This window comes from Mesorhizobium sp. CA4, assembly GCF_020165075.1.
GTDB lineage: Bacteria > Pseudomonadota > Alphaproteobacteria > Rhizobiales > Rhizobiaceae > Mesorhizobium.
The window spans coordinates 152,292-177,457 of record NZ_JAIUHK010000008.1; the positions used below are offsets into that span (position 1 = coordinate 152,292).

At 64.3% G+C, this 25,166-nt stretch carries 18 protein-coding genes and 1 tRNA gene; 10 read left to right on the top strand and 9 right to left on the bottom strand.

What is annotated here, in order from left to right; all coding sequences use genetic code 11:
• The 3 genes from LB528_RS09385 (at nucleotide 1) to LB528_RS09395 (ending at nucleotide 5,478) form a co-directional block, all read left to right on the top strand.
• Nucleotides 1-1,629 (top strand): alpha-D-glucose phosphate-specific phosphoglucomutase, encoded by a 1,629-nt coding sequence (locus LB528_RS09385; protein WP_224714645.1) that lies wholly within the window; start codon nucleotides 1-3, stop codon nucleotides 1,627-1,629.
• Nucleotides 1,630-1,825: 196 nt separating this feature from the next.
• Nucleotides 1,826-3,823 (top strand): glycogen debranching protein GlgX, encoded by a 1,998-nt coding sequence (gene glgX, locus LB528_RS09390; protein ID WP_224714646.1) that lies wholly within the window; start codon nucleotides 1,826-1,828, stop codon nucleotides 3,821-3,823.
• On the top strand, nucleotides 3,823-5,478 hold the full coding sequence (locus LB528_RS09395; protein WP_224714647.1) for an alpha-glucosidase family protein: 1,656 nt from the start codon (nucleotides 3,823-3,825) through the stop codon (nucleotides 5,476-5,478). Before glgX ends, LB528_RS09395 begins: the two co-directional genes overlap by 1 nt.
• Before the next feature lie 7 nt (nucleotides 5,479-5,485).
• On the opposite strand, the gene LB528_RS09400 is transcribed toward LB528_RS09395, so the two are convergent.
• Nucleotides 5,486-7,240, bottom strand: a complete 1,755-nt coding sequence (locus tag LB528_RS09400; RefSeq protein WP_224515575.1) for a TadG family pilus assembly protein — start codon at nucleotides 7,238-7,240, stop codon at nucleotides 5,486-5,488.
• Nucleotides 7,237-7,602, bottom strand: coding sequence for a TadE family protein (locus LB528_RS09405; RefSeq protein ID WP_263487083.1), 366 nt, complete (start codon nucleotides 7,600-7,602; stop codon nucleotides 7,237-7,239). The genes LB528_RS09400 and LB528_RS09405 overlap by 4 nt, the downstream gene beginning before the upstream one ends.
• Nucleotides 7,603-7,976: 374 nt before the next feature.
• On the opposite strand from LB528_RS09405, the gene LB528_RS09410 reads away from it, so the two are divergent.
• From LB528_RS09410 to LB528_RS09425, 4 genes are all read left to right on the top strand, one after another.
• The gene (locus LB528_RS09410; protein WP_224714650.1) at nucleotides 7,977-9,569 is read left to right on the top strand and encodes a peptide ABC transporter substrate-binding protein; all 1,593 of its coding nucleotides are present in this window, start codon (nucleotides 7,977-7,979) and stop codon (nucleotides 9,567-9,569) included.
• A gap of 177 nt (nucleotides 9,570-9,746) precedes the next feature.
• A complete protein-coding gene (locus LB528_RS09415; protein WP_224515579.1) occupies nucleotides 9,747-10,670 on the top strand; it encodes an ABC transporter permease subunit in 924 nt (307 codons plus the stop codon).
• On the top strand, nucleotides 10,663-11,787 hold the full coding sequence (locus LB528_RS09420) for an ABC transporter permease (RefSeq protein ID WP_224515582.1): 1,125 nt from the start codon (nucleotides 10,663-10,665) through the stop codon (nucleotides 11,785-11,787). The genes LB528_RS09415 and LB528_RS09420 overlap by 8 nt, the downstream gene beginning before the upstream one ends.
• A gap of 17 nt (nucleotides 11,788-11,804) precedes the next feature.
• Nucleotides 11,805-13,421 carry an ABC transporter ATP-binding protein gene (locus tag LB528_RS09425; protein ID WP_224714651.1) on the top strand — a complete coding sequence of 539 codons (1,617 nt, stop codon included), beginning with the start codon at nucleotides 11,805-11,807 and terminating at the stop codon, nucleotides 13,419-13,421.
• 26 nt (nucleotides 13,422-13,447) lie between these two features.
• On the opposite strand, the gene LB528_RS09430 is transcribed toward LB528_RS09425, so the two are convergent.
• Together LB528_RS09430 and LB528_RS09435 are read right to left on the bottom strand one after the other, a co-directional pair.
• Entirely contained in the window at nucleotides 13,448-13,777 is a 330-nt protein-coding gene (locus tag LB528_RS09430; protein ID WP_224515589.1) for a hypothetical protein, read from the bottom strand.
• A 178-nt stretch (nucleotides 13,778-13,955) separates the two neighbouring features.
• Nucleotides 13,956-14,032: transfer RNA gene (locus LB528_RS09435), tRNA-Pro, on the bottom strand.
• 192 nt (nucleotides 14,033-14,224) lie between these two features.
• On the opposite strand from LB528_RS09435, the gene LB528_RS09440 reads away from it, so the two are divergent.
• Nucleotides 14,225-16,465, top strand: a complete 2,241-nt coding sequence (locus LB528_RS09440; protein ID WP_224714653.1) for an AGE family epimerase/isomerase — start codon at nucleotides 14,225-14,227, stop codon at nucleotides 16,463-16,465.
• Here the strand turns inward: LB528_RS09440 and betB are convergent.
• The 5 genes from betB to betI are packed head-to-tail and all read right to left on the bottom strand — an operon-like array spanning nucleotide 16,459 to nucleotide 22,734.
• Complete coding sequence (gene betB, locus LB528_RS09445) at nucleotides 16,459-17,922, bottom strand: betaine-aldehyde dehydrogenase (RefSeq protein WP_224714655.1); 1,464 nt, start codon at nucleotides 17,920-17,922, stop codon at nucleotides 16,459-16,461. The genes LB528_RS09440 and betB overlap by 7 nt on opposite strands.
• A 49-nt stretch (nucleotides 17,923-17,971) precedes the next feature.
• Complete coding sequence (gene betA, locus LB528_RS09450) at nucleotides 17,972-19,624, bottom strand: choline dehydrogenase (RefSeq protein ID WP_224714656.1); 1,653 nt, start codon at nucleotides 19,622-19,624, stop codon at nucleotides 17,972-17,974.
• Nucleotides 19,617-20,621 (bottom strand): threonine/serine dehydratase, encoded by a 1,005-nt coding sequence (locus tag LB528_RS09455; RefSeq protein WP_224714657.1) that lies wholly within the window; start codon nucleotides 20,619-20,621, stop codon nucleotides 19,617-19,619. The genes betA and LB528_RS09455 overlap by 8 nt, the downstream gene beginning before the upstream one ends.
• Nucleotides 20,618-22,147, bottom strand: a complete 1,530-nt coding sequence (gene betC / locus LB528_RS09460; protein ID WP_224714659.1) for a choline-sulfatase — start codon at nucleotides 22,145-22,147, stop codon at nucleotides 20,618-20,620. The genes LB528_RS09455 and betC overlap by 4 nt, the downstream gene beginning before the upstream one ends.
• Nucleotides 22,144-22,734, bottom strand: a complete 591-nt coding sequence (gene betI / locus LB528_RS09465; RefSeq protein WP_224714660.1) for a choline-responsive transcriptional repressor BetI — start codon at nucleotides 22,732-22,734, stop codon at nucleotides 22,144-22,146. Before betI ends, betC begins: the two co-directional genes overlap by 4 nt.
• 188 nt (nucleotides 22,735-22,922) lie before the next feature.
• On the opposite strand from betI, the gene LB528_RS09470 reads away from it, so the two are divergent.
• Complete coding sequence (locus LB528_RS09470) at nucleotides 22,923-24,089, top strand: acetyl-CoA acetyltransferase (protein ID WP_224714661.1); 1,167 nt, start codon at nucleotides 22,923-22,925, stop codon at nucleotides 24,087-24,089.
• Between the two features lie 51 nt (nucleotides 24,090-24,140).
• Nucleotides 24,141-25,145, top strand: coding sequence for an asparaginase (locus LB528_RS09475; RefSeq protein ID WP_224515606.1), 1,005 nt, complete (start codon nucleotides 24,141-24,143; stop codon nucleotides 25,143-25,145).
• Nucleotides 25,146-25,166 lie beyond the last annotated feature (21 nt).

Sequence of the window (25,166 nt, forward strand, 5' to 3'; positions counted from 1 at the left end):
ATGATCAAAACCGTCCCCACCAAACCCTATACCGACCAGAAACCTGGCACCTCCGGTTTGCGCAAGAAGGTGCCGGTGTTCCAGCAGGAGCACTATGCCGAGAACTTCATCCAGTCGATCTTCGATGCGCTGGATGGGTTTCAAGGCAATACGCTGGTGATCGGCGGCGACGGCCGCTTCTACAACCGCGAGGTCATCCAGAAGACCATCGCCATCGCCGCCGGCAACGGCTTCGGCAAGGTGATGGTCGGGCAGGGTGGGATTCTCTCGACACCCGCTGCCTCCAACATCATCCGCAAATACAAGACCTTCGGCGGCATCATCCTGTCGGCTAGCCACAATCCGGGCGGCCCGCACGAGGATTTCGGCATCAAATACAATGCCGGCAATGGCGGTCCGGCGCCGGAAAAGATCACCGACGCGATCTTCGCCAAGTCGAAGCAGATCAAGAGCTTCAAGATCGCCGATATCGGCACCGTCGATATCGACACGATCGGCACCGTCAAGGCCGGCGACATGACCGTCGAGATCTTCGACCCGGTCAAGGACTATGCCGAATTGATGGAAAGCCTGTTCGACTTCGAGGCGCTGCGGAAGCTCTTCAAATCAGGCTTCCGCATGCGATTCGACGCCATGCATGCGGTGACCGGTCCCTATGCCAAGGAGATCCTCGAGCATCGCCTCGGAGCCCCGGACGGCACCTGCCGCAACTTCAAGCCGCTGCCGGATTTCGGCGGCCACCATCCTGATCCCAACCTTGTCCACGCAAAGCATCTCTACGACGAGATGATGGGGCCCGACGCGCCGGATTTCGGCGCGGCTTCCGATGGCGACGGCGACCGCAATTTGATCATCGGCAGAGGCATCTTCGTCACCCCGTCGGACTCGGTCGCGATGCTGGCCGCCAATGCCAAACTGGCACCGGGCTACAAGGACGGCCTGAAGGGCATCGCCCGCTCCATGCCGACCAGCGGCGCCGCCGACCGCGTCGCCGAAAAGCTCGGCATCGGCATCTACGAGACGCCGACCGGCTGGAAGTTCTTCGGCAATCTGCTCGACGCCGGCCTGGCGACGATTTGCGGCGAGGAAAGCGCCGGCACCGGCTCCAACCATGTGCGCGAGAAGGATGGGCTGTGGGCCGTGCTTTTGTGGCTCAACATCCTCACTGCGCGCGGCGAGAGCTGCAAGGACATCGTCACCAAGCATTGGGCGACCTACGGCCGCAACTACTATTCGCGCCACGACTATGAGGAGGTCGAGAGCGACCGCGCCAACGCGCTGGTCGACGAATTGCGCGCCAAGCTCGGCTCGCTGCCCGGCACGACCGTGCGCGGCCTGAAGATCGCCAAGGCCGATGATTTTGCCTATCGCGATCCGGTCGACGGCTCGGTGAGTGAGCACCAGGGCATCCGGATCCTGTTCGAGGGTGGCTCGCGCGTCGTGCTCCGCCTCTCCGGCACCGGCACCTCGGGGGCGACGCTGCGCGTCTATATCGAGCGCTACGAGCCGGACAAGGCAAGGCACGACCTCGACACGCAGGAAGCGCTCGCGGATCTCATCGCCGCCGCCGACGACATCGCCGGCATCAAAAGCCACACCGGCCGCAATAAGCCGAGCGTGATTACTTGAGGGTGGGGATGCGCGTCTCCACCTTCTCCCCTTGTGGGAGAAGGTGTCGCCGAAGGCGACGGATGAGGGATGCTCCAGCTTGGCGCAGACCGGCGCTCACATCGCCAGCGCCTCAATTCTCCCAACATCCCTCGTCCGTCTCGGCGCTGCGCGCCGATTCACCTTGTCCCGCAAGGGGAGAAGGCGAGGCGCGCGCATGACCCTCGGCGCCACCGTCACCCCCGAAGGCATCCGCTTCGCCGTCTGGTCCTCATCGGCGAGACGCCTGTGGATCTCGCTTTTCGACGACAGCGGCGCGCGCGAGATCGACCGGCTGGAACTCAATCCGGAAGGCGAGGGCGTGCATGCGCTCCTTGTCCCCGGCCTTGGCGACAGCACGCGTTACGGCCTTCGCGCCGATGGCGACTATGCTCCGGAGCGCGGCCTGTGGTTCGACCCGAACAAGCTTCTCACCGATCCCTATGCCGTCCAGCTCGATCGTCCATACCAATATCATTGGCGGCTTGCCGCCAAACGCAACGAAGGCGCCGACACGACCTCGCTGATGCCGAAGGCGGTAGCGCGATCCCTGCCCAAGCCGGTGCCGCCCCAGCCGCCGCTGTTCCGGCCCGGCGGCTTGATCTACGAGCTCAACGTCCGCTCCTTCACCAGGCTGCATCCGGACGTGCCGGAAGCGCAGCGGGGCACCATCGCGGCGCTCGCCCATCCGGCCATCATCGAGCACCTGAAGCGTCTCGGCGTCTCCGCCGTCGAACTGATGCCGGTCACCGCATCAATCGACGAGCGGCATCTGCCGCCGCTGGGGCTGAGCAACGCCTGGGGCTACAATCCCGTCACCTTCATGGCGCTCGATCCGCGCCTTGCCCCCGGCGGCCTCAAGGAACTGCGCGACACGGTCGCGGCGCTGCGCAAGGCCGGCATCGGCACCATCCTCGACCTCGTCTTCAACCACACCGGCGAGAGCGATCGGCTGGGGCCAACGCTGTCGCTGCGCGGGCTCGATGCGCTGGCCTACTACCGGCATCAGCCGGACGGCCGGCTGGTCAATGACACCGGCACCGGCAACACCGTCGCCTGCGACCATCCGGTGGTGCGGGAAATGGTGCTCGACACGCTTCGCCACTTCGTCCGCTGCGCCGGCGTTGACGGCTTCCGTTTCGATCTGGCTCCGGTGCTTGGACGTGTTGACGGTGCCTTCGATCCGGAAGCGCCGCTGCTTCAGGCCATCGCCGGCGATCCCGTGCTCGCCGACCGCGTGCTGATCGCCGAGCCTTGGGACATCGGCCCGAACGGCTACCAGCTCGGCAATTTCCGCCCGCCATACCTCGAATGGAACGACCGTTACCGCGACGATGTCAGGCGCTTCTGGCATGGCGATGCCGGCGCGGTCGGCGCCTTGGCCACACGGCTTGCAGGTTCCTCCGACGTCTTCGGCAGAGAGGGCCAACAGGCGAGCCGCACAGTCAATTTCATCGCCGCGCATGACGGCATGACACTGGCCGACATCGTCGCCTATGAGCGCAAGCACAATCAGGCCAATGGCGAGCACAATCGCGACGGTCACAACGACAATTTGTCATGGAACAACGGCGCCGAGGGCGAGACGGACGAAGCTGCGATTGCCAAGGCGCGCTTCGATGACCAGCGCGCGCTGCTCGCCACGCTTTTCGCCTCGCGCGGCACCATCATGCTGACCGCCGGCGACGAGTTCGGCCGCACGCAAAAGGGCAACAACAACGCCTATGCGCAGGACAACGCCATCACCTGGCTGGACTGGGCAGGCCGCGATCAGGCGCTCGAGCAATACGCATCGTCGCTGGCTGCACTGCGTCGGGCCTCGCCTGCACTGGCCGATCCACGCTTCCTGACCGGCGAGCCAGCCGACGGATCGGAAATTCCCGACGTGGCCTGGCTGGCCGAGACCGGCGCGCCGCTCGGCGAGGCCGACTGGAACGATCCCGGACGACATCGCCTCGTCATGCTGCTCGCCGACAATGAGGGCGGCCGCCTTGCCGTCATGATCAATGGCGATCGCCGGCAATGCGTCTTCACCTTGCCTGCACGCGACGGATTTGAATGGCGTCCGGCGGTCGCGACAGAGCCGGACGATCTCGCGCGGCCGCTACCTGGTCGAAGCGTCGGTTTCATGGTCGAGCGGCGTGCCGCTAAATCGCGCAACGGGAAGGGCTTGTGATGGCTGGCGACAATTCCGGGCAAGGAAGCGAATGGTGGCGCGGCTGCGTCATCTACCAGGTCTATCCGCGCTCGTTCCAGGACACGACCGGCGACGGCAGCGGTGACCTCAAGGGCATCACCGCGCGGCTCGCCCATATCGCTTCCCTCGGCGTCGACGCCGTCTGGCTCTCGCCCTTCTTCAAGTCGCCGATGGCCGACATGGGCTATGACGTGTCGGACTACCGCGACGTCGATCCGATGTTCGGCACGCTGGAGGATTTCGACGCGCTGGTCGCCGAGGCGCACCGGCTCGGCCTCAAGCTCATCATCGACCAGGTGATCTCGCACTCGTCGGACAAGCACGAATGGTTCGTCGAGAGCCGCGCCAGCCGCGACAATGCCAAGGCCGACTGGTATGTCTGGGCCGACGCCAAGCCGGATGGCAGCGCGCCCAACAACTGGCAATCGCTGTTCGGCGGGCCGGCCTGGGAATGGGACGCCACCCGCCGGCAATATTACATGCACAATTTTCTCGCCGCGCAGCCGGATTTGAACTTCCACAATCCGGAGGTGCAGGATGCGGTCCTCGACACCGTACGCTTCTGGCTGGAGCGCGGCGTCGACGGCTTCCGGCTCGACACCGTGAACTACTATGTCCACGACCGCTGGCTGCGCGACAACCCGCCCTTGGCGTCAAGCGTCGCCGGAACCAATGGTGCGACCAGCACCTATGGCTTCCAGGAGCATCTTTTCGACAAGACGCGGCCCGAGAACCTCGACTTCCTGAAACGCTTCCGCGCGCTGCTCGACGAATATCCGGACCGCGCCGCGGTCGGCGAGGTGGGCGACGAGGAGCGTTCCTTGCAGACGCTCGCCGCCTATGTCTCCGGCGGCGACAAATTGCAGATGTGCTACACGTTCGACCTGCTTGGGCCGCAATTTTCCCCCGTCCATGTGCGCGGCTGCGTGGAGGCGTTCGAGACGACCGCCCCGGACGGCTGGGTCTGCTGGGCCTTCTCCAACCATGACGTCGTGCGCCATGTCAGCCGCTGGACGCGGCCCGGCGAGAGCCCGGATGCAGTGGCCAAGTTCTCGATCGCGCTGCTTGCCTGCCTACGCGGGTCGATCTGCGTCTATCAGGGCGAGGAACTCGGCCTCGAGGAGGCGGAGCTAGCCTATGAGGATCTGCGCGATCCCGTCGGCATCCGCTTCTGGCCGGGCGTGAAGGGCAGGGACGGCTGCCGCACGCCGATGGTCTGGGAAGCGGCGGCCGAGAATGCCGGTTTTTCGACGGCCAAGCCCTGGCTGCCGGTGCCGCAGGCGCATCGCGCCCGGGCGGTCGACGTCCAGGATGGCGAGGAGCGGTCGGTGCTTGCCGCCTATCGCTCGATCCTTGCCTTGCGCAAGAGCCATCCCGCACTGATCCAAGGCGCGATCCGCTTTCTCGATGCCGAAGGCGATGTGCTCGCCTTTGTCCGCGAGCGCGACGGCGAAAGGCTGCTTTGCGTTTTCAATTTCTCGGCCGAGGCAACAGGCTGGGCGCTGCCCACGGAGATCGGCCAGGCCGAGATAACGGCATTTGACGTTGACGCCGCCGGCATTCTGACTGGTGTTGTCGAGGACAGCGTGCTGGCGCTGCCGCCTCTGGGCAGTTTCGTCGGCAGGATTGGCTGACCGCAGCTTACTGAACCAGCACCGAACGCCCGCAGGTCGCGCCGGTCACCCGGACGTCGGCCTCGCCGACACGCACGCCAAGCGCCCCCAGAACGTTGTAGACCAGGCTGTCGACCGGCGCGGTCACGCCGTTAAGCAGCGTCGTTACCGCCGGTTTCACCGTGCCGAGCAGGGCGGTCACATTGAGGCCTAGCCCCAGCGCATCGATCGAAAGCGACAGGTTGTTGACCAGCGATGTCGTGAGCGACTGCGTCAGGTTCTTTGTCGACACCGTCTTGATCGCCTTGTTGGCGATATCGGTGGCACTGAAGGTCAGGTTCGTCGGCGCCATATTGGTGACCGAGAAGGCCGACGAGCCTGTCACCTGCAGCAGCGGGATGAGCAACAGCCTCAGGTCCGCGATATCGGCGTTGGAGAAGGACTGCGGTTGGGTAAAGTCGGCAAAGCCGCTGGCATTGCTGTTTGCAAGATGCGCCGAGACGACGCCGGGCTGCGCGGCGATCGAGACATTGATGCTCGACGGCCCGGTCGGGCAGCTGATGTCGGTCAGCTTGGCTTCGGCATAGGCCACTTCGACATTGAGCGGCAGGTGGACGGCGACAAGGCTGGTGCCGCCGCCGAGATTGGAATTGCCGACGGTGACGTCGGCGTTGAGCTTGATGCGCGTCTGCGCGGTGCGCACCACGCTGCCCGATTCTCCTACAGCCAGCCAGGGTGAACACTGCAAGGGCTCACCTATGGCCACGGCGAGGGTGGCGGATGTCAGCCCCGGAATGGTGGCGCCGAGATTGACCTGGACCTCGTTGTTGCCGTTCGCCAGTGCCGCCGCCGCCGTCAACATGCTCATGGCACTGGCGCCGACAGAAAGCCCGGCTGGCTTCTGTCCGAGGCCGAGGCTACCCACCGAGCCGAGATTGGCGAGATTGCAGAGCGGCACCTTGACGGTGTTGGTGGCGCTGGAAGCCATGGTCTGCAAGGCGATTTTGGCCGTGCGGTCCAGCCCCGGCACGTTTGCCATGGCGGTGGCGATCTGGCCGATCGTTGCCTTGGAGGCGAGCACGTCGGAATAGCTCACACCGGTCAGATGCAATTGCGTCGCCAGCGCATCGGTGAACGAAAGAACGTCGACATCGGCCGACACCAGTGAATTGTAATCCATCACGCTGAGCGAGATGTTGCCGCCGAGAAGGCCGCCGAGAAGCGCGTTGAGAATGCCGCCATTGAGGCTGGCAAGCCGCGAGCCGACCGAAAAAGCAGCTTGCGGCTGCGCGCTGGCGATTGCCGTCGTGCCGAGGGTGGGCGGCGACATGATCGAGCCGGCGAAATAGAGCGTGCCCTGCTTCTTCAGCGACACCTGCACGGCATTGTAGGGCAGCTTGCCCGCCTCGAACCGGCTGCCGGCGGCAATGGTGCTGACGCCCGTGTAGCGCCCCGGCAAGATCTGGACGACCGCCTTGCTGGCGGTTGGCGCCACAGTGGTGCCCTGTTGCTGTACGGCGACCGAGGTGATGCCGTTGTCGGCGAGCGTCGTCAGCACCGCCTGCTGGGCATTGGTGATGTTCGAGGCCGCGGTGATGGCGGCGAGGTCAACGATCGACTGCGCGGCGCGCCGCTCGTTGTAAAGCGAGCCTTCGTCGATCGCGAAGGCGGTCAGCGCCAGCGCCACCGGCGTGCATAGCGCCGTCATGACGGCGAAATTCGCGCTCCGGTCGGCGAGCAGCCTACGTGTCGCCGCAATCAATCCCCCCTTGGCCCGCATCATATCCCTCCGACGCGGATCGTCGATTGACTCTGGATCGTCGTGCCCGGCAACGGCAGCGTCCGGAACAGGTTCCAGATCGGCAGGTTGCGCGCATCGTAGGTGACCGAGACGACGAACTGGCTGCCGTCCGCGGCGCTGTCCTGCGCATTGACGGTCAGCTTGTTGGGATCGACGAAGGGATAGCCCGAGACCTCGTGAGCGACGAAATCGGTAACCAGCGCCTGCCGCTCGGTCTGGTTGAGGCCGGCAATCGCCGTGCGCGCCGCATCGGCGGCGATCTGCTGTACCGAATGGCTGGCGCCGAAATAAATCCCATATGCAACCATGCCGAGCAGAAGCAGGATGAAGATCGGCGCCAGCATGGCGAATTCGATTGCCGACGTACCCGTGGCGTCAGCCCGGAAACGACACCACAAAACGGGGAATTTTCGGTTTTTCAGCATGGCGCGGAGAATGCCAAAACCTGCCTGCAAAAACAGAAAACGCGTCGAACAACCGGCAGGTGTGCCAAGTTGAAGGCAAGCTCTAGCTTTAGTTTTCGCTGTTTTAGCGTGATGACGCTCACTTTGCGTCAAGCAGGCAATGGTTGAAATCAGATTTCGCTGTGTCTAGTCTGCTGCCACCAGCCGCCGGAAGGGACCGGCGGCACGCCTGAAACGGGGCCGTTTCAACGGTTCCGGGGTGTCAAAACTTAAGAAGGCGCGGCTGAGGGGCTGCGCCGATAGGGAGAAACTTCATGCTGAAAAACATGCTGAAGGCGACGGTGTTCGCCACCACATTGGCCTTGGCCGCCGGCACATTCTACACGCCGGCCTTCGCCGAGACTGTCTACAACCGCGGCGCCGCCGCCGAGGCGGAGACGGTCGATCCGCATAAGACTTCCACAGTCTATGAAGCCGATATTATACGCGACCTGTTCCAGGGCCTCGTCATGCATGACCAGAAGACGAACCTCATTCCGGGCGCCGCCGAAAGCTGGACAGTATCGGATGACGGCACCGTCTACACCTTCAAGCTGCGCAAGGACGGCCTCTGGTCGGACGGCACTCCGGTGACGGCGGACGACTTCGTCTATTCGTTCCATCGGCTGGAAGATCCGGCCACCGCTGCAGAATACGCCTCGATGCTCTATCCGGTGAAGGGCGCCGAGGACTTCAACACCAAAAAAGGCAAGGCCGAGGATATGGGCGTGAAGGCGATCGACGCCAACACGCTGCAAGTCACGCTCAAGGCTCCGACACCCTATTTCCTGGAGATGCTGACCCACCAGGCGACCTATCCGGTCAACAAGGCTTCCATGGACAAGCTCGGCGCCGACTGGATCAAGCCGGGCAAGCTGGTCTCCAACGGCGCCTATACGCTGGCCGAGTGGGTTCCCAACGACCATTTGAAATTGGTCAAGAACCCGAAGTTCTGGGACGCCGCGAGCGTCAAGCTCGACGTGGTCAACTACATCCCGACCGAGGATCGCTCGTCGGCGATGAAGCGTTTCGAAGCAGGCGAACTCGACAGCTATGGCGATCTGCCGACCGAACAGCTCGCCGATCTAAAAACCAAATTCGGTGACCAGGTCCGCGTCGGGCCATATCTCGGTACTTATTATTATGCGATCAAGACCGACAAGGCGCCTTGGGACAATGTCGAGTTGCGCAACGCCATCTCGATGGCGATCGACCGCGACTTCCTCGCCGAGAAGGTCTGGCAAAACTCGATGCTGCCTGGATATTCGATGGTGCCTCCGGGCATCGAGGGCTACACGCCGGCACTGGCCAAATATGCCGACATGCCGCAGATCGACCGCGAGGATGCGGCCAAGAAGATCCTGGAAAAGCTCGGCTACACGCCCGAGCATCCGTTGAAGATGGAGATCCGATACAACACCTCGGAGAACCACAAGAACACGGCGGTCGCCATCCAGGAACAGCTGAAGCCGCTCGGCGTCGAGGTGACGCTGCTCAACACCGACACCAAGACCCACTATAGCTTCCTCGAGCAGAAGGGTAACTACGACGTCGCCCGCGCCGCCTGGATCGCCGACTACAAGGATCCGGAGACCTTTCTCGGCATCTCGCGCAAGGCGAGCGGCAACAACTACTCGAACTACAACAGCCCTGCCTATGAAGCCGCTATGGACAAGGCAGCTGCCGCCGGCGGCAAGCCTGAGGAGCGCATGAAGGACCTCGCCGCAGCCGAGCGCATCCTCGTCGACGACGTCGGCGAGATCCCGCTTCTCTACTACAGCTACCACGACATCGTTTCCTCGAAGGTGCATGGCTTCGAAGACAATGTGATGGACATTCATCCGTCCCGCTTCATCTCCAAGGACTGACAAGAAACCTTGGCCGTACCGCCGCTCTCTTTTTGGGAGCGGCGGTCGCGGTCTGTCGTCGTGCCGGGCCGAAAGTCGGATTGGATTTTCAGGCTGCCCGGTGCGAAGATCAGAGATGCCGGCGCGCCACGGATCTTCGACTGGAGAGCCTGTCGCCCTGGCTGAAGCGGGGCGCCGATGCTGCGTTATGTCTTCCGGCGGCTGTTGACCGCCATCCCGACGCTGTTCGTCATCGTGACAGTGGCGTTTTTCCTGATCCGCGTCGCGCCAGGCGGCCCGTTCAACCAGGAGCGGGGCTTGAGCCCTGAGATCAGGGCCAATCTCGAAGCCCAGTTCGGTCTCAACGATCCGCTCTGGCTGCAATATGTCCACTATCTCGGCAATCTTTTGCGCGGCAGTTTCGGCCCGAGCTACAATTTGCCGGATTTCACCGTCACCGAACTCTTCGCCAAGGGTCTGCCGATCTCGGTGCAGATCGGTACCTCGGCACTGGTGCTGGCGCTGGTGCTGGGCTCGATCCTCGGCACGATCGCGGCGCTCAACCAGAACAAAATAGGCGATTATTCTGTGATCGCTTTAGCCACCGCCGGCAGCACCATCCCCACCTTCGTCACCGCGCCGGTGATCCAGCTCGTGTTCGGGCTTTCCTGGAAGCTGCTGCCGATCGGCGGCTGGGGCGACGGCGCCTTGATCAACAAGGTCGGTCCGGTGCTGACGCTGGCCTTGCCGCAGATCGCCATCGTGGCCCGCCTGATGCGCGGCTCCATGATTGAGAGCCTGCGTTCGCATCATATCCGCACCGCCCGCGCGCTGGGCCTCTCCGACTGGTCGGTGGTCGTCAAGCACGCATTGCGCGGCGCCGTGCTGCCGATCGTCTCCTTCACCGGCCCGGCGGCAGCCGCGCTGTTGACCGGCTCGATCATCGTCGAGACGATCTTCTCCATCCCCGGGGTCGGCCGCTACTTCGTCGATGCCGCGCTCAACCGCGACTACACTCTGGTCATGGGAACCGTGGTGGTGATCGCGCTCTTCACCATCGTCTTCAACCTGATCGTCGACCTGCTCTACGCGGTCGTCGACCCAAGGGTGCGCTATGACTGAGCTCGCCGTCGCGGTTCCCGAGCCGATCGTCGGCCGCTCGCTCTGGGGCAATGCCTGGGCGCGGCTGAAGCGCAACCGCGCCGCGATGCTCAGCCTCTACTACCTGGCTTTTATCGCCGTCATCAGCATTTGCGGTCCGTGGGCCGTGCCACATCAATACACCACCATCTATGGCGACTATGTGCGCATGCCGCCGAGCCTTTCGGCCTATCCAAAACCCGACATGATCCAGGGTGCGCTGGGCGACGCCATCAAGCGCATGCGCGCCGAGATCAAGGAATGGCACCAGGACGGCAATCGCGTCATCGTGACCATCACCTCGACCAAGCCGATCGACGACCGCAACATCCGTTATCTCGACCGCTCCGACGCCTTCGATGATACCAGGATCGAGAACAAGTCGCCCGACGGCCTGGAAGTGACCATGAGCTCGGCCGTGAAGCAGCAATATTTCTTCTTCGGCACCGACAACACCGGCCGCGACCTGCTCTCGCGCACGCTGATGGCCGGGCGCATATCCTTGGCCATCGGCCTGCTTGCCGGCGTCGTCGCCGGCGTCATCGGCGTCATCTACGGCGCGGCGGCTGGCTTTGCCGGCGGCCGGGTCGACGAGGTGATGATGCGCATCGTCGACGTGCTCTATTCGCTGCCCTTCATCTTCTTCGTCATCATGCTGGTGGTGTTCTTCGGCCGCAACTTCGTGCTGATGTTCCTGGCCGTCGGCGCTGTGCTGTGGCTCGACATGGCGCGCATCGTGCGCGGCCAGGCGCTGTCGATCCGCAGGCAGGAATATGTCCAGGCGGCGGAAGCCATGGGGGTCAGCCAGCGCGGCATCCTGCTGCGCCATGTCATTCCGAACCTCCTCGGGCCGGTGGTTATCTACATGACGCTCCTGGTGCCGCAGGTCATCATCCTGGAAAGCTTCCTCTCCTTCCTCGGTCTCGGCGTGCAGGAGCCGATGACCAGCTGGGGCGTGCTGATCTCGGTCGGCGCCAAGAACATCGGCTATGCCAACTGGCTGCTCCTGTTCCCGGCCTTCTTCCTCGTCTCGACGCTGTTCGCGCTGAACTTCGTCGGCGACGGCCTGCGCGACGCGCTCGATCCGAAGGATCGATAAAGATGGGGACCGCGGACATGGCTGCCGAAACGATCCTCAGCGTCAAGGACCTGCGCGTCCGCTTCCAGACCCTCGACGGCACGGTCGAGGCCGTCAAGGGCATCAACATCAAGGTCAATGCCGGCGAGACGGTCGCCGTCGTCGGCGAATCCGGCTCCGGCAAGAGCCAGACGATGATGGCGGCGATGAGCCTGCTTTCCTCCAATGGCGAGGCGACAGGCCAGGTCGACTATCGCGGCCGCAATCTTCTGGAGATGACCAAAAGCGAGCTGAACCAGGTCCGCGGCCGCAAGATCAGCATGATCTTCCAGGAGCCGATGACCTCGCTCGACCCGCTCTACACCATTGGCAACCAGCTGATGGAGCCGATCCGCCGGCACCGCGGGCTATCCGGGGCTGCGGCGCGGGAAGAAGCGCTGAAGCTTTTGCGGCTGGTGCACATTCCCGATCCCGAGCGGCGGATGAAATCCTATCCGCACGAGATGTCGGGCGGCCAGCGGCAGCGCGTCATGATCGCCATGGCTCTGGCCAACGACCCGGACATCCTGATCGCCGACGAGCCGACGACTGCGCTCGACGTCACCATCCAGGCGCAGATCCTGATGCTGCTCGCCGAATTGCAGCGCAAGCTCGGCATGGCGATCGTCTTCATCACCCACGATCTCGGCATCGTGCGCCGCTTCGCCGACAGGGTCTATGTCATGCGCCAGGGCGAGGTGGTGGAGGAGGGCGAGGCGGAAGCGCTCTTCGCCAACCCGCAGCATGCCTACACCAAAATGCTGCTCGCGGCCGAGCCGACCGGCACCAAAGCAGCGCCGCCCGCCAGTTCCCCGGTGCTGCTCGAAGGCCGCAACGTAGAGGTCGTCTTCAAGATCGGCGGCGGCTTGTTCGGCGGCGAGCCGCTGATGCTGCGCGCGGTGGACAAGATCTCGATCCGGCTGAAGCGCAACCAGACGATCGGCATCGTCGGTGAGTCGGGCTCAGGCAAGTCGACGCTTGGCCGCGCGCTGCTCAGGCTCCTTCCGAACGACGGTGTCATCCGCTTCGGCGACCGCGACATCTCAGAAGCCGACCGCCGGGCGATGCGCCCGCTCAGGCGCGAATTGCAGCTCGTCTTCCAGGATCCGTTCGGTTCGCTGTCGCCGCGCATGACCGTCGGCCAGGTCATCACCGAAGGGCTTCTGGTGCACGAGCCGTCGCTGACCGGCAAGCAGCGCGACCAGCGCGCCGTCGAGGCGCTGCGCGAAGTCGGCCTCGATCCCAATGCGCGCAACCGCTACCCGCATGAATTCTCCGGCGGCCAACGCCAGCGCATCGCCATTGCCCGCGCCATGATCCTGAAGCCGAAAGTGGTGGTGCTGGACGAGCCGACCTCGGCGCTCGACCGTTCGGTGCAGAAGCAGATCGTCGAGCTGCTGCGCAAGCTCCAGGCCGACCACGAGCTGTCTTACCTCTTCATCAGCCACGACCTCGCCGTGGTGCGCGCCATGGCCGACTACATCATCGTCATGAAGCAGGGAAAGATCGTCGAGGAAGGGCCGACGCAGGAGATCTTCGACAATCCGCGCGAAGCCTACACCCAGACGCTGATGAACGCGGCGATCGATACGGCACGATTCAGGATGAGTGCCTGAAGCGGGCAAGCTTATCCTCGCTCGCCTCAGAGCGAGGATGGGCACCTCTGGTTCCGCGTCGCGACGATCACCTGCTGCTGTTGCTGCAGCCGTTCGATCCGGGCGGTTTCGCGGTTGGCGATCGCCGTCTTCACACGCTCGCCGCCGAGCAGCCATGTCGGCACGCTGGTGTTGGCGACCTTGCCGCGAGCGATTGCGGTACGAGAAATATCGGTCGCGGTGTCGCCGACCGCACTGTTGAGCTCGGGGCAGTTCATTTTGTCGTATTTCGCCGGGCTGATCGACGCGGTGGTCGATGAGCAGCCCGCCGCCAGAAGCAGCATCGCGATCGAGATGGCTATAAACTTGAACGTCATTCCTCAATTAGCCGCTCTGCGGCTCCGCGCTCCACGAACCAAGGACAAGACGCCATTAGGTCAAAGTAAGGGCCGGCTGTCGAGCACAATGGGCGGCAGCAGCCAATCCGGCTCGCCGTTCGACGATGAAAGGTTAATGCGGGAGGGCGGGATCGCAGCACTTAAGTGCTTGTTTTTCTGGTCGGAGTGGCAGGATTTGAACCTGCGACCCCCTCGTCCCGAACGAGGTGCGCTACCAGACTGCGCTACACTCCGTGACCAGACCGCGGGCTTATAGCTGCCGCTTTCCGATCCTGCAAGCGGCAATGGCAGTCCTTCTGTCGCATTTCCTTTCTTTCGCGGAGCTTGCCCGAATGGCATAGGATTTTGGCTGTCGGGTAAAGGTGGGCTTAAAGGCTTTTGTCGTAAGTCCGACCCATGGGAGCCGGACTTTTGACAGGGTCGTTCATGAGCCAGCGCATCGTCAGTTTCGCCATGAGCGGCGGCGTCGGCTCGCGGCTGTGGCCGCTGTCGCGCGAGGACAATCCCAAGCAATTCCACGACTTCTCGGGCGATGGCTCGATGCTGGCCAAGACTTTGCGCCGCCTGGCGGCGCGCCCGCAAGGCGAAACACCGATTTTCCTGATCGCCGCGGAGCGTCATGCCGAGCGCGTCCATGCCGACCTTGCCGGCATCGATCTTGCCGGTGGCGGACCGCTGTTCGAGCCGACGGGCCGCAACACGGCCGCCGCCGTGGCGCTGGCCAGCCTGCGCACGCTCTCCGACTATGGCGACGAGCTGGTGCTGGTCGTGCCGTCCGATCACGAGATATCGACGCCTCGCCAGTTCTGGCAAAGCATCGAGGCGGGCACGGCCGCGGCGAATGCCGGCCGGCTCGTGGTGTTCGGCCTCAAGCCGACCCAGCCCGAGACCGGCTATGGCTATATCGAGGTCGGGGCTGACAAGGACGGCGTCTTCGACGTCTCGCGTTTTGTCGAGAAGCCCGATCTCGCCACCGCGCAGGCCTATCTCGACGCCGGCAGCTTCTACTGGAACACCGGCATCTTCCTGTTCCGCGCCGCCGTCATGCGCGACGCCTTCGCGGCCTATGTACCGAAAATCTGGCAGGGGACGGAGGCCGCCTACAAGGCTGCGACCAGCGACCTATCCGGCCTTTATATGCCGCTCGATCTTTATTCCGCGATCCCGTCGACCTCGATCGATTACGCCATCATGGAGCGCGCGAAAGGTATCGCCATGGTTCCGGCCGGCTTCCGCTGGAACGATCTCGGCTCCTGGCAGTCGCTGCTCGACGTTGGCCCGTCCGATGGGCAGGGCAACGTCATCGCCGGAGACGTCGTCGCCATAGATTGCGAGAACTCCTATATCCGCAGCGAGGGTCGGCTGCTATCGGCCATTGGCATGAAGGACGTGGCCATCGTTTCCACTGCCGATGCCACTTTCGTCGCCCCTGTCAGCTACAGCCAGGACGTCAAGAAGATCGTCGAGCAGTTGGAGAAATCCGGCCGGCTGGAGACGAGGTTCACGCCGGCGCATGACCGCGTCATCGAGAGCGGCGCCTGGCGGCGGCGCGTGCGCCATTGGCTGTTCGAGGAGACGCTGCCGCTGTGGTCGACTGTCGGCGTTGACGAACGCCATGGCGGCTTCCATGAGGCGCTGAGCTTCGATGCCTCGCCGCTGATGAAGCCGAAGCGCATGCGCACGCAGGCGCGCCAGGTCTATGCCTTCGCGGTAGCCAAGGAGCGCGGCTGGGACGGCCCGGCGGACAGGCTGATCGCGCATGGCATCGACTTCATGGTAGGGCAGGGCCGCACCGACCGCGGCGGCTGGGTGCGCACGCTCAACATCGACGGCTCGGTCGCCGATCCGGTGGAGGATGCTTACGATCATTCCTGCGTGCTTTTGGCGCTCGCCCACGCCCATATATCGGGACACCCGGACGCGTTACGGCTCGGCGAGGAGACGTTTTCCTTCCTCGATGCGCATCTGGAAGACGCCCGCATGACCGGCTTTCTGGAAACCTCCGACGGTGCGGAAGAACGGCGTTCCAATCCGCACATGCATCTGCTCGAGGCCTTCCTTGCCTGGCACAAGGCGACGGGCGAGCGCGCCTATCTGCGCCGCGCCGCGCGCATCATCGACCTTTTCCGCAGCCATTTCTTCGATGCCGAAAGCTGGACGCTGGGCGAATATTTCGACGAGGGTTGGAAACCGGCGGCGGGTGAGAGGCGGAGCTGGACCGAGCCCGGCCATCATTTCGAATGGGCCTCGCTGCTGGTCGATTTCGCCGCCCGCAGCGGCCAAGGCGAACTCACCGCCTTCGCCCGCAAGCTTTATGCCTCGGCCGTTGCCAACGGCCTCAACCGCGCCACCGGCCTCGCCTATGGCGCCGTCTCTCGGCAGGGCCTGCCGCTCGACACGGTCTCGCGCAGCTGGCCGCAGGCCGAGGCGATCAAGGCGGCGATCGCGCTCGACGGCTCGGGCGGGCCCGACCTCAAGCCCGAAATCGAAGCGCGCGTCGGCCGCCTGTTCCGCTGGCACATCGATCCGGCGCCGCTCGGTCTGTGGATCGACCGCATCGACGAGCGCGGCCGCTCACTGGCGACCGAGGTGCCGGCCAGCATCTTCTACCATCTCGTCTGTGCGCTGACGCAATATCTGGACGGGACGGCAGAGGGGTCTCAGTAGGGCGCTATCACGTCCCCCGTCTCGACATAAACCGCCTTCAGCTGCGAGTAATGCGCCAGCGCCGCCAGCGAATTCTCGCGGCCGATACCGGACTGCTTGACCCCGCCGAAGGGCATTTCCACCGGCGTGAGGTTGTAGGCGTTGATCCAACAGGTGCCGGCCTGCAGCTCGGCGATGACACGATGGGCGCGCGGCAGGTCGCGGGTGAACACGCCGGCCGCGAGCCCGAATTCGGTGTCGTTGGCGCGCTCAATCACCTCGTCCTCGCTGTCGAATTTGAGCACGCTCATCACCGGCCCGAAAATCTCTTCCCGCGCGATGCGCATGCGATCGGTGACGCTGGTGAACACCGTAGGCTCGATGAAGAAGCCGCCTTCGAAACCCTGCAGCGACGGCAAGTTTCCGCCGCAGGCGAGGCTCGCGCCATCCTGCCTGCCGGCCGCGATGTAGGAAAGGACCTTGTCCTGCTGCGCCTTGTTGACCAGCGGCCCCATCTGCGTTTCGGGATCAAGCGGGTCGCCGATGCGGATTTTCTTGGTGCGCTCGACCAGCCGGTCGACGAAGCGGTCATGAATGCCCTTCTGCACGAAGACGCGCGTGCCGTTCGAGCAGATCTGGCCGGTGGAGTAAAAATTGCCGAGCATGGCGCCGCCGATGGCGTTCTCGACATCGGCGTCGTCGAAGACGATCAGTGGCGACTTGCCGCCGAGCTCCATCGTCGCGTGCTTCATCTTCGAGCCGGCAAGCGACAGCACCTTACGGCCGGTCGGCACTGAGCCGGTCACCGAAACTTTTGCCACGACATCATGGCCGACGAGACCTGCGCCGACATCGCCATAGCCCTGTACCACATTAAACAGACCATCGGGCAAGCCAGCCTCTGAATAGATTTCGGCAAGCGCCAGCGCCGATAGCGGCGTGTTCTCCGACGGCTTGAACACCATGGCATTGCCCATGGCCAAGGCCGGCGCCGACTTCCAGCCGGCGATCTGGATCGGATAGTTCCAGGCGCCGATGCCGACGCAAACGCCGAGCGGCTCGCGGCGCGTGTAGGCGAAGGGTCCGCCGAGATCGATCATCTCGCCATTGAAGGCGGCGGCCGCGCCGGCGAAATATTCCAGGCAGTCGGCGGCCGAAGGCGCGTCCGCCACCAGCGTCTCCTGGATCGCCTTGCCGGTGTCGAGCGTCTCGATGCGGGCAAGATCGGCATTGCGCGCGCGAAGAATGTCGGCGGCCCGGCGCAGGATGCGTCCGCGCTCGACTGGCTTCAGCCGCGCCCAGGCCGGCTGCGCGGCGCGCGCGGCCTCGATGGCGAGCTCCAGAACGTTCGGCGTCGCTGAATGCAGCGTGGCGATAGTCTCGCCCGTCGCCGGATAGATCACCGGCAGCGGCGCACCGCCTTCGTCCTCGATGTAGCGGCCGTTGACGTAGTGCGATGCCGTCGGTTGGGCGCGCATGGCTTTCTCCAGAACTGTTGGCCGATCGGGCCGTCTGCCCGACAATGCCCTATCGGTCCGCCACCTGCCAGCGCGGATTGATCCACGGTTCCTGGTTGGATGGCGCCAGCGGCGTTCGGCCAAGGATGTGATCGGACGCCTTTTCGCCGGTCATGATCGACGGCGCGTTGAGGTTGCCGTTGGTCACCCGCGGGAAGATCGAGGAGTCGGCGACGCGCAGCCCATCGACGCCGATCACCCGGCATTCCGGATCGACAACGACGGTCAGGTCGTCGGCGCGGCCCATCCTGCAGGTGCCGCAGGGGTGGTAGGCGCTTTCGGCGTGATCGCGGATGAAAGCATCGAGCTCGTCATCGGTCTGCACATGGCTGCCCGGCGAAATCTCCTGGCCGCGAAAGCCGTCGAAGGCTTTCTGGCCGAAGATCTCGCGCGTCAGCCGGATGCAGTGGCGGAACTCGCTCCAGTCGTCCGGATGCGACATGTAGTTGAAGCGGATCACCGGCTTCGCCTTCGGGTCGGGCGAGCGCAGCATCACCGAGCCGCGCGACTTCGAACGCATCGGCCCGACATGCGCCTGGAAGCCGTGCGACTTCGCCGCCGATTTGCCGTCATAGCGCACCGCCGCCGGGATGAAGTGGTATTGGATGTCCGGGTAGTCGACGCCGGCCTGCGAACGCACGAAGGCGGCCGCCTCGAAATGGTTGGTGGCGCCGAGCCCGCTCTTGAAGAACAGCCACTGTGCGCCGATCAATGCCTTGGAGAAGGGATTGAGCACCGAGTTCAGCGTGATCGGCTTGGTGGATTCCTGCTGGATATAAAGCTCCAGATGGTCCTGCAGATTGGCGCCGACGCCTGGCCGGTCGGCAACCACCTGGATGCCGTTTTCCTGGAGATGCGCGCCCGGGCCGATACCGGACAGCATGAGAATCTTCGGCGAATTGATCGACGACGCCGCGACGATCACCTCGCGCCGCGCCTTAACGACCTGAATCTTTTTGTTGGCTTCGATTTCGACGCCGATCGCACGTTGATTCTCGATCACCACGCGTCGGGCGAAACCCTTGAGCAGGCTAACATTTTTGCGTTTGAGAGCCGGCTTCAGATACGCGTTCGCCGCCGACCAGCGGCGACCGCCCAGAATGGTCTGCTCCATCGGCCCGAAACCTTCCTGCTTCGAGCCGTTATAGTCGTCGGTGAGCTCGAAACCGGCCTGGCGGCCTGCCTCCATGAACGCACCATAGAGCGGGTTCTTGCGTGTGCCGCGCTGCACATGCAGCGGGCCGCCTTTGCCTCGCCAGCCGTCCTCGCCGCCGTCGGAATCCTCCATGCGCTTGAAATAGGGGAGCACGTCGGCGAACGCCCAGCCGGCGGCGCCCTGTTCGGCCCAGTGGTCGAAGTCATGCGCATGCCCACGCACATAGACCATGCCGTTGATCGAGGACGAGCCGCCGATCACCTTGCCGCGTGGGGTGGCAAGCACGCGCCCGCCGAGATGCGGCTCGGGCTCGCTAGCGAACCCCCAGTCGTAAAGGCTCATATTGAGCGGGATCGACAGCGCCGACGGCATCTGGATCAGTGGCCCCATATCGGTGCCGCCGAACTCGATGACGATCACCGAATGCTTGCCGTCTTCCGACAGCCGGTAGGCCATGGCCGAGCCGGCGGAGCCGGAGCCGATGATGACGAAATCCGCTTCAAGCATTGTTCATATGCGCCATAAAATCGGCGAGTGAGACATTGCCGCCGGTTGCAACCACAAGGACCGTCTTGTCCTTCACATCCACCTTGCCGCCGAGCAGCGCCGCGAGCGACGCCGCGCCGGACGGCTCCAGCACCAGCTTCATCCGCTCGAAGGCGATCTTCATCGCCCGCCGCACCGAAGCGTCGTCGACGGTGACGCCGCGCACGCCGGCAGCAGTCACCGCCGCGAAGGGCGCGTCGCCGGGCTTGCGCGCCATCAGCCCGTCGCAGATCGATTTCGGCCCGATCGGCATGGTCTCGATCGCGCCATGCGCCAGAGACGAGCCCATGCCGTTGAAACCTTCCGGCTCGACGGCGATGATCTCGCTCTTGGGCGATACATAGTGGAAGGCGAGCGAGACGCCGCCGATCAGTCCGCCGCCGCCGACCGAGCAGAACACCAGATCGGCATGCGCCTTCTTCATGGCCAACTGGTCGAGCGCTTCCAGCCCGGCGCCGGCCTGGCCGGCGACGATCTCCGGATCGTCGAACGGATGCAGCAAGGTGAGGCGCTCGGTCTCGGCGATCTCGCGCGCCTTTGCGGCCGCAACCTCCTCACGCGCGCGGTCGCCATGATCGGTCAGCACCACGCGCGCGCCATAACCGGCCGTCGCGTCGCGCTTGGCGGCGGGCGCGTCGATCGGCATGACGATCGTGACGGGAATGCCCAGCGCCTGGCCGGCGGCCGCCAGCCCCTGAGCGAAATTGCCGGAGGAATAGGCGACGACTCCCTTCTTCGCCTCATCCGGCGACAATCGCTTCAGCCGCCAATAGGCGCCGCGCACCTTGAAGGAGCCGGCCCATTGCAGCGACTCCGGCTTGATGAAGACGCGCGCGGCACCGGTCTCCTTGGCTAAAGCCGCCGACTCCAAGAGCGGCGTCACCTGCGTGGCCGTCGAGGTGACGGCATAGGCCTGCTTCAGGTGGTCGAGGGTAGGGACGAGAATGTCTGCCATCATTCGCCTCTCGGATACCGTTTGCTCTCTTCGAGATTGTCGAGGTTCATATGATTGCGCATGTAGCGTTCCGACGCCTTCTGCAGGGGTTGGAACTCCCACGGGTAGTAGGCGCCGTTGCGCAGCGCCGGGTAGATTACCCAGCGGCGCGCCTGGCTTTCGCGCACGGCGGCGTCGAAGCTCGCCATGTTCCAGCGCGTGCGGACCTTGTCCATGAAGGACGAGACCAGATCTGCGTAAGCTGGATCGGCGGCGAGATTGTCGAGCTCACGCGGATCGGCTGCGAGGTCGAAGAGCTGCGGCGGATCGAGCTCGCAATGGACGAATTTGAATTTGCCCTCGCGGATCGCCACCATCGGCGCGTAGGAGCCTTCGGCCGCATATTCCATCAGCACCGGCGCCGAACGCTCCTTGCCGCCGGCAAGCGGCAGCAGCGATCGGCCGTCCGTCCAAGGCGCTATCGCGCTCATATCGATGCCGGCGAGATCGCAAAGCGTCGGCGCCACGTCGAGATTGGAAACAGGCGCCCCGATCAGCCCGGCCTTGATGCCCTTGCCGGCCATCATCAAAGGCACCCGCGCAGAGCCTTCGTAGAAGCACATTTTGAACCACAGGCCGCGCTCGCCCAGCATGTCGCCGTGGTCGGAGCAGAACAGCACGATCGTGTCGTTAGCCATGCGGGTTCGCTCCAGCACCGACAGCAACTCGCCGATCTTGTCGTCGAGATAGGAGATGTTGGCGAAATAGCCGCGGCGCGAGCGGCGCACCTGTTCCGGCGTGATGTCGAAACTGTCGTAGTCGGATGCCTTGTAGAGCCGCTTTGAATGCGGATCTTGGCTGTCGTAGGCGATGAAGCCCACCTCCGGTTCCAGCGCCGGGCAGTCCTCGTAAAGGTCCCAGTATTTGCGCCGCGCGACATAGGGATCGTGCGGATGGGTGAAGGAGACGGTCAGGCACCAGGGGCGCCGGTCGGCGTCATCTGATACACGCGCGAACTCGTAGAGCTTCTGCGTCGCATGGAAGGCGACCTCGTCGTCATATTCCATCTGATTGGTGATCTCGGCGACGCCGGCGCCGGTCACGGAACCCAGATTGTGGTACCACCAGTCGATGCGCTCGCCGGGCTTGCGGTAGTCCGGCGTCCAGCCGAAATCGGCGGGATAAATGTCGGTGGTGAGCCGCTCTTCGAAACCGTGCAACTGGTCGGGGCCGACGAAATGCATCTTGCCGGAAAGCACCGTGTGATAACCGGCGCTGCGCAGATGATGCGCGTAGGTGGGGATCGAGGAGGCGAACTCGGCGGCGTTGTCATAGACCTGCGTGCGCGACGGCAATTGCCCGCTCATGAACGAGGCGCGGCCCGGTGCGCAAAGCGGCGAGGCGGTGTAGTTGTTGGCGAAACGCGCCGAGCGCACGGCAAGCGCCTTCAGATGCGGCGCATGCAGGAATTCGGCCGGGCCGTCCGGGAAGAGCGTGCCGTTGAGCTGATCGACCATGACGATCAGGAGGTTGGGTCGCCGGGTGGTCAAGGCAGGCTCCGTCCGTTGAGCTTGGTTTCGAGATAGTCCTCGACGAGCGCGATTGCGGTCTGCGCGTCTGGCACGCCGTCTTTCAGCGCGCGGCGGATGTAGAGCCCGTCGATCAGCGCCGCGGTCGCTTCGGCCACGCGGTCCGCCTCGGCTCGTGGCAGGATGCCGGCCAGCCCGCTCATCAGGTTCGAATTGAGCCGCCGCGCATAGATGCGCAGCAGCCGCCGCAGCTCAGTCGATTTCTGCGCCTCGACATAGAAGGCGAGCCAGGCCGCGATGATCTGAGGCTGGAACTGGTCGTCGGAAAAGCTGACTGCGACGACGGCCGAGACGCGCTGGCGCGGCGTGGCGGCAAGGCTGAACGCGCGTCTGGTGTCGGTGTTGAGCTCGGCGAGGATGTGCCGCATCGTCGCGAACAGCAATTCGTCCTTGGCGCCGAAATAGTGATGCGCCAGCGCCGACGACACGCCGGCGCGGCCGGCGATCTCCGACATGGTCACGTCCAGCGATCCGCGTTCGCCGATCGCCGAGATCGTCGCGTCGATCAGCGCCTTGCGGCGCACTGGCTCCATTCCGATTTTCGGCATTTTGGGGGTCCGGTTCGAGCCAAGGTTATTTTTTATTGACGCATCAATCAATAAAAATCGGCGCCGGGATCAACCGATCGTGTCGTTCTGGCCCATGGATGAGGCTGGAAAATGGTTCATTATTGAACAATATTGAATCACGTGCCCGCGAAGGATCGTGCTAGGCTGCGGCGCAGATGGAGGTTGCCATGACCGCATGCATCGTCGGCTGGGCGCATTCGCGCTTCGGCAAGCTCGAAGGTGAGACGCTGGAGGGCCTGATCACCAAGGTTGCCGTCGAGGCGCTCGACCACGCCGGCATCGGCCCGGACGATGTCGACGAGATCGTACTTGGCCATTTCAACGCCGGCTTCTCGCCGCAGGATTTTACCGCGAGCCTCGTGCTGCAAGCCGATGACCGGCTCCGCTTCAAGCCGGCGACGCGCGTCGAGAACGCCTGCGCCACCGGCTCGGCCGCCGTCCGTCAAGGCATCCGCGCCATCGTTTCCAACGCCGCCCGCATCGTGCTGGTGGTCGGCGCCGAGCAGATGACGACGACGCCTGGTCCCGAGATCGGCAAGAACCTGCTCAAGGCATCCTATCTGCCGGAAGAGGGCGACACGCCGGCAGGCTTTGCCGGCGTCTTCGGCAAGATCGCGCAGGCCTATTTCCAGCGCTATGGCGACCAGTCGGATGCGCTGGCAATGATCGCCGCCAAAAACCACAGAAACGGCGTCGACAATCCCTACGCCCAGATGCGCAAGGATTTCGGCTATGAGTTCTGCCGCCAGGAAAGCGAGAAGAACCCGTTTGTCGCCGGTCCGCTGAAGCGCACCGACTGCTCGCTGGTCTCGGATGGCGCGGCCGCGCTTGTGCTCACCGACACCGCAACGGCGCTCAAGATGCGCCGCGCCGTCACCTTCCGCGCCAACGAGCATGTGCAGGACTTCCTGCCGATGTCGAAGCGCGACATCCTCTCCTTCGAGGGCTGCGAGCGCGCCTGGGAGCAGGCGTTGAAGAAGGCCGGCGTCACGCTCGACGACCTCTCCTTCGTCGAGACGCATGACTGCTTCACCATCGCCGAATTGATCGAATATGAGGCGATGGGCTTGGCCAAGCCAGGCGAGGGCGCCAGGCTGGCGCTGGATGGCACGACGGCCAAGGACGGCCGCCTGCCGGTCAATCCCTCCGGCGGCCTGAAGGCCAAGGGTCACCCGATCGGCGCCACTGGTGTGTCGATGCATGTGCTGACCGCCATGCAGCTGACCGGCGAAGCCGGCGGCATCCAGGTGCCGGGCGCGAAGCTCGGCGGCATCTTCAACATGGGTGGCGCGGCGGTGGCCAACTACGTTTCCATCCTCGACCGGATCAGATAGAAGCGGCCCGCATTGAAGCGGCGCGCCGCGGGCGCGCGTGCGGGAGGCGACATGACAAATCCGGTTCTGGTCGAAGTCACGCGCGGCGAGGTGGTCGAAAGCAGGCACCGCGGCGCGGTTTCGGTCTTCGATGCCGACGGCAAGCCCGTCTGGGAGATCGGCGACACGGACCGTCCGGTGTTTCCGCGCTCTGCGGTGAAGGCGATCCAGGCATTGCCGCTGGTCGAATCGGGTGCTGCCGACGCCTATGGCTTCGGCGACCGCGAACTGGCGCTGGCCTGCGCCTCGCATTCGGGTGAGCCCGCCCATGTCGAACTGGCAACGGCGATGCTCGCCAAGGCGGGCCTCGACAGAAAAGCGCTGGAATGCGGCGTGCATTGGCCCTCGAGCCACGACGCCACCATCGCGCTCGCCCGCGCCGGCAACGTGCCGAACGCCTTGCACAACAACTGCTCCGGCAAGCATTCCGGCTTCCTCTGCACCTGCGTGCATGCCGGCATTGCGCACGCTGGCTATGTCAAAGCCGGCCATGCGCTGCAGGAGATGGTGCGCGACGCCATGCAAGCCGTGACGGGCGCGGCGCATGACGTCGATCATTGCGGCATCGACGGCTGCTCGATCCCGACCTATGCCGTGCCGTTGAAGAGTTTTGCGCTGGGCTTTGCCCGCATGGCGACGGGCAGGGGCTTTGCGCCGGAGCGCGCCAAGGCGGCGAAGCGGCTGCTCGCCGCTTGCATGGCGGAGCCGTTCCTGGTCGCCGGCACGGGCAAGGCCGACGTCGCTCTGATGCAGGCGGCACCCGGTCGCATCTTCGTCAAAACCGGCGCCGAAGGCGTTTATTGCGCGGCATTGCCAGAACTTGGCCTCGGCGTCGCCTTGAAATGCGATGATGGCGCCGGCAGGGCGGCGGAGGTGATGATCGCCGCCGTGCTGGCGAAGCTGCTGAACGGTGAAGAAGCGGTTGCGGCAAAGCTCACCGAGCTTGCCCATCCTCCGGTCGAAAGCCGCGTCGGCGCCAAGGTCGGCTTGCTGCGGCCGACGGCGGCGCTCAATTAGCGCATCGGCTTACCGACGCGC

Excerpts from the sequence above, each read along its gene's own strand:
- LB528_RS09385 (WP_224714645.1), top strand. The coding sequence starts at position 1 with ATGATCAAAACCGTCCCCACCAAACCCTATACCGACCAGAAACCTGGC.
- glgX (WP_224714646.1), top strand. The coding sequence starts at position 1,826 with ATGACCCTCGGCGCCACCGTCACCCCCGAAGGCATCCGCTTCGCCGTC.
- LB528_RS09395 (WP_224714647.1), top strand. The coding sequence starts at position 3,823 with ATGGCTGGCGACAATTCCGGGCAAGGAAGCGAATGGTGGCGCGGCTGC.
- LB528_RS09400 (WP_224515575.1), bottom strand. The coding sequence starts at position 7,240 with ATGATGCGGGCCAAGGGGGGATTGATTGCGGCGACACGTAGGCTGCTC.
- LB528_RS09405 (WP_263487083.1), bottom strand. The coding sequence starts at position 7,602 with ATGCTGGCGCCGATCTTCATCCTGCTTCTGCTCGGCATGGTTGCATAT.
- LB528_RS09410 (WP_224714650.1), top strand. The coding sequence starts at position 7,977 with ATGCTGAAAAACATGCTGAAGGCGACGGTGTTCGCCACCACATTGGCC.
- LB528_RS09415 (WP_224515579.1), top strand. The coding sequence starts at position 9,747 with ATGCTGCGTTATGTCTTCCGGCGGCTGTTGACCGCCATCCCGACGCTG.
- LB528_RS09420 (WP_224515582.1), top strand. The coding sequence starts at position 10,663 with ATGACTGAGCTCGCCGTCGCGGTTCCCGAGCCGATCGTCGGCCGCTCG.
- LB528_RS09425 (WP_224714651.1), top strand. The coding sequence starts at position 11,805 with ATGGCTGCCGAAACGATCCTCAGCGTCAAGGACCTGCGCGTCCGCTTC.
- LB528_RS09430 (WP_224515589.1), bottom strand. The coding sequence starts at position 13,777 with ATGACGTTCAAGTTTATAGCCATCTCGATCGCGATGCTGCTTCTGGCG.
- LB528_RS09440 (WP_224714653.1), top strand. The coding sequence starts at position 14,225 with ATGAGCCAGCGCATCGTCAGTTTCGCCATGAGCGGCGGCGTCGGCTCG.
- betB (WP_224714655.1), bottom strand. The coding sequence starts at position 17,922 with ATGCGCGCCCAACCGACGGCATCGCACTACGTCAACGGCCGCTACATC.
- betA (WP_224714656.1), bottom strand. The coding sequence starts at position 19,624 with ATGCTTGAAGCGGATTTCGTCATCATCGGCTCCGGCTCCGCCGGCTCG.
- LB528_RS09455 (WP_224714657.1), bottom strand. The coding sequence starts at position 20,621 with ATGATGGCAGACATTCTCGTCCCTACCCTCGACCACCTGAAGCAGGCC.
- betI (WP_224714660.1), bottom strand. The coding sequence starts at position 22,734 with ATGCCGAAAATCGGAATGGAGCCAGTGCGCCGCAAGGCGCTGATCGAC.
- LB528_RS09470 (WP_224714661.1), top strand. The coding sequence starts at position 22,923 with ATGACCGCATGCATCGTCGGCTGGGCGCATTCGCGCTTCGGCAAGCTC.
- LB528_RS09475 (WP_224515606.1), top strand. The coding sequence starts at position 24,141 with ATGACAAATCCGGTTCTGGTCGAAGTCACGCGCGGCGAGGTGGTCGAA.